Origin of the sequence: Psychrobacter sp. FME5 (genome assembly GCF_014861375.1) — a bacterium.
GTDB lineage: Bacteria > Pseudomonadota > Gammaproteobacteria > Pseudomonadales > Moraxellaceae > Psychrobacter.
The window spans coordinates 1-4,107 of record NZ_RRYX01000164.1 but is presented as its reverse complement, the minus strand read 5'-3'; the positions used below and the strand labels follow the sequence as shown (position 1 = coordinate 4,107).

Annotated in this window: 5 protein-coding genes; 4 read left to right on the top strand and 1 reads right to left on the bottom strand. The window is 40.4% G+C overall.

What is annotated here, in order from left to right; translation table 11 throughout:
* The 3 genes from EI161_RS13585 to EI161_RS13575 all read left to right on the top strand — a co-directional run.
* On the top strand, positions 1-279 hold a 279-nt coding region (locus EI161_RS13585), incomplete at its 5' end, for an IS30 family transposase (protein ID WP_192524548.1).
* Between the two features lie 107 nt (positions 280-386).
* The gene (locus tag EI161_RS13580; protein WP_225735397.1) at positions 387-872 is read left to right on the top strand and encodes a hypothetical protein; all 486 of its coding nucleotides are present in this window, start codon (positions 387-389) and stop codon (positions 870-872) included.
* 423 nt (positions 873-1,295) lie between these two features.
* Positions 1,296-2,084 carry an SDR family NAD(P)-dependent oxidoreductase gene (locus EI161_RS13575; RefSeq protein ID WP_192524803.1) on the top strand — a complete coding sequence of 263 codons (789 nt, stop codon included), beginning with the start codon at positions 1,296-1,298 and terminating at the stop codon, positions 2,082-2,084.
* Positions 2,085-2,125: 41 nt separating this feature from the next.
* Here EI161_RS13575 and EI161_RS13570 read toward each other — a convergent pair whose 3' ends face one another.
* Positions 2,126-3,415, bottom strand: a complete 1,290-nt coding sequence (locus EI161_RS13570; protein ID WP_192524802.1) for a NosD domain-containing protein — start codon at positions 3,413-3,415, stop codon at positions 2,126-2,128.
* A gap of 415 nt (positions 3,416-3,830) precedes the next feature.
* On the opposite strand from EI161_RS13570, the gene EI161_RS13565 reads away from it, so the two are divergent.
* The coding region (locus EI161_RS13565) for a helix-turn-helix domain-containing protein (protein WP_192528923.1) at positions 3,831-4,107 on the top strand (277 nt) is incomplete at its 3' end.

Genomic DNA, 4,107 nt, shown 5'->3' with positions numbered 1-4,107 from the left:
AAGACCATTACCTCTGACAATGGTAAAGAGTTTGCTCAGCATAAGAAGGTGAAACGAAAGCTCTTTACTTCCTTCTTCTTTGCCGATGCTTATGCGTCATGGCAGCGAGGAACCAACGAGAATACTAACGGCTTAATCAGAGAGTTCTTGCCTAAGGGTTGTGACTTTAGACAAGTCTCTGATAATGAGATACAGGACATTGAGAATAAACTAAACAACAGACCAAGAAAACGATTAGGGTTTAAAACGCCTATGCAGGCGTTCTATAATATAATTTAGCGTTGCACTTGGTGTGTTAATCTAAGTTCTTAAAAAACCAGGAGTTTCCTATTTTAAGTTCAGATGGCATCATCGAAGTCCCTGGCATTATTATTTTATTCGCCTGTTTGCTACGTTGCTTACAATATTTACTACAGGGCTATACGACAGACCATGTTAAAAAAATTCGAGCCTTTTGGTTGGCGGCAGTACTGGTGTTTTTTGCGGTGATTCGCCGTGAGTTAAACTATGTGCCAGACCTATTCATCTCTAGTGGTTTTTCATTTTTAAATCATTCTTATGATTGGTGGGAAGATGCAATTCTTACCGTGGTTTATTTGCTGATTGTTGGTTTACTGGCTTACTCGTGGCGTTACCTTTGGGCCGTATTACGCTCCGTACCCATCGCTGTATATGCCAGCATAATCGCATTGGCAATACTAGAATATATGGGCGAAAATTATATTATCATTCCTGAAAGCATTGGTGAAATCGTAGAAGAATTAGCAGAAACAGGAGTTTATGCGATTGCATTGGTTTATTTATGGCAGTTTAAACTCATTGATTTTGAGGAATACCTGTCACATAAATCATCTTCACCATGTAAAGCATAACGCGTATTAGCAGTTATAGTTGATTCACTTTCAAACCGATACAAATGCTGCTGGAGTAATTTTTTGGCAGCCTCTGTCACGCCTGTGAACAGCAAGCAAGAAAAACTTATAACAGTAGCACGTGGCTACCAACGTATCAGTTTTATATAGAACTACCTATATACTATTTATCGCCGCGCGAACCTTTTATGTATCGTTTGGTATACTAAAAGTAAAATACAAGAACAATAGTTGGATTTTCTATGGGAAATAAATATATAGTTAAATACATAGACAGCTGAAGACTTAAATAAAATTTTAGATAAAGTCTCTATTTAAAAAACCTCTATTTAAAAAGTCTCGATTTAAATAGAGACTTTATCTAGCACAGTATTCCTATTCAACTATTATTAATAACCACTATTAACTATTAAGCGAGTCATTATGAATATATTAATCACAGGTGCATCACGCGGTATCGGTTTGGCGACGGCCAAGCGATTGGTTGCTAAAGGTCATAGCGTTGGACTTTTTGATATTGATACGGTTGAGCTTGAGCGCGCGGTCAATGATAAAGCGTTTAAAAAAGCGCTGAAAAAGAATCGTGTCATCCATGGTCACCTTGATGTTACTGATCCTGAGGCGTGGGATACTGCCATCGATCATATGCTTGATAATTTTGATGGTATCGATACCTTAATTAATAATGCTGGCGTATTGGTGAGTGGCGCGTTACCCAATACAGACTTGGATAAGCAATTGTCATTGATTGATATTAACTGTAAAGGCGTCCTCATCGGCTGTCATAAATTAGCCTCTCATTTGGCGGATAGTGATGACGGCAAAATTATTAACGTCTCTTCGGCATCGGCTATTTATGGTCAGTCTGAAGTTGCGCCGTACTCTGCCAGCAAGTTCTTTGTACGTGGGTTAACCGAAGGATTAAATATTGAGTATGCTGAGCTTGGCATCAAGGTAATTGACGTCATGCCATTATGGGTAAAATCCGACATGACCAAAGACATTGAAGTTACCAGTATCGACCGTCTAGGCATTAACTTAACCGTCGATGATGTCGCCAAAACTTTATGTAAACTAAGCAGCAAACCGAATCGTAAGATTTCACGCACCCATTACCCTATTGGTTTTCCCGCTAAAATGCTACATACAGCTTCGCAGGTAGCGCCGGATTCACTAATGCGCTTTGTTAATAGTAAAATCGGTACTAAATAAATAGAAGAAACCATATAAATGATGTTAAAGCACTTGAGCGGCTACCTAATTTTGGTAGCCGTTTTGCTTGCTGGTCTGATACTAATGGCTTGCTCAGTCGTTTTATCAGTAAATATATTGTTTTTAATCGACGTATTTATAACTGCTCCAGCCTCGCTATCTTCGCGGACTTTAGAACCAATGCTAATAGGCATACTTACAGTGGCTGCGAACTGGTTGTCATTAATCTGTGTGCCATCATCCTCAACGATAATCCCTTGCTGCACTTGTTCAAAATAATTATTAATAACTTTATTGTCTTTGGCACTGTCTAAATGATAGCTTGAAAATGGGGTTTGTTTCAGCAAATAAGCACCGCACTCAAAGCCTTTTAGATTGCGTGATTGTCTCGATGCCACCCAAACACCGATCTGCTCATCACGAAAAGTATTATTGCTAATAACATTGTCGCGACTGGACTCGGTACGCTTAAAATGATTGCTCCGTGTTGGATCATCGGCATGCTCGAAGCAATTGCGATACAGCAAGATACTACCTGCACCGTTATGAATAAACTGGTTACTTTCGATACGGTTGTTGCTCGATGAATCAATCGCGATAGCTTCACGATTGGGTTTAAAACGGCGAAAGCCATTACCGATAAACACTGAGTTTTTGATCACATTGTCGCGGCTACCAAATTCTAAATATAGCCCGACGGTCCCTGCGTTTTGGATGCGTACTTTATCAAAAGTGCTGTCATGCACATGGTCACCGACGAACATGCCGCTATTGATACTGTTGCGACTACTGACATTAATCACATTAATATCGCTTGGGGCAAGATTGCGATTGGCGGCAGAGTCGATTAAGCCGCGCGCGTAACGCTGATTGGGTTGGCTATATTGGCGGATATGTAGCGCGTGACCATAGCCATTCACATGACAATTAGCCACCGTGATATCTTCGATGGCGCTATCTGTTTTGGGTTTAATCGTAATCGCACTAGCTTTTGAGGAATCATCAGCGTGGGTACTGAGCAGTGCCCCCTGACAGTCAAGCGAGCTATGTGAATCGTTTAACTCAAAGCGTATCGACTTTTCTGTCAAATCACAGTTTTGACTGAGTGCGCTGTGGCCTTTTACCATAAGCGTTTGTTTCGGAGTCAATTGCGCGCAATCTATTATCGTCGTGGCTTTTGGTAATTTAGTATCTAGCACCAGTGGCTGTTTTGCAGCGGCTTCATCCATCTCGATATCAGCGTTATCGAAATTTTGGCGCTCACAAGCTGTCATACCTACTGCGATACTGACCAACGAGGTGCTAAGCAGTAATTTATGGGGAGATAACATACAAAGCCTTCTTATTTTACTAGGGCATATCCTAATTTCACTGACAGTCTTACATTTTTTGAACATCCTGTGACACCTTACTACTACCAGTATTCACCATAACGCGTCACACTGATTTTGATACATATAGTCAAAACACCTGAGAATTACTACAGTGCTACTGGGATGAATTTTGTGCAGCCTCTGCGTATGCAGCACACCAGAAAAATTTATACCACTAGCACACTAATACAGCCGTACTAGTTTTACTGTTCATCGACTATAAATATTAATAACAATCAATAATCATTAAAACCATTAATAAAAATCATCTTAGATTAACACATGAAGTGCAATACCAAATGTGAGGTGAAAAAAAGACCTAGATGCGCTAGCATCAAAGTTTTTATCCACCGACCAAAGTGAGATTGCAACCATGAACTATACACATCTAAGCCTAGGTGAACGATACCAGATTTATGCCCTTAAAGGGGCAAAACATAGTATTAAATTTATAGCGAGGGCGTTAAACAGAAGTCCCAGCACCATATCAAGAGAGCTAAGGCGTAATAAAGGCCTGCGCGGTTACCGAGCAAAGAATGCTAATAACAAGGCTTGTGACAGACGGTCAAACAATGCGCCCAGCATCATCGCTGACGTATGGGATTGGGTCACAGATAAGCTAAAAGACAGCTGGAGTCCTGAACAAATAG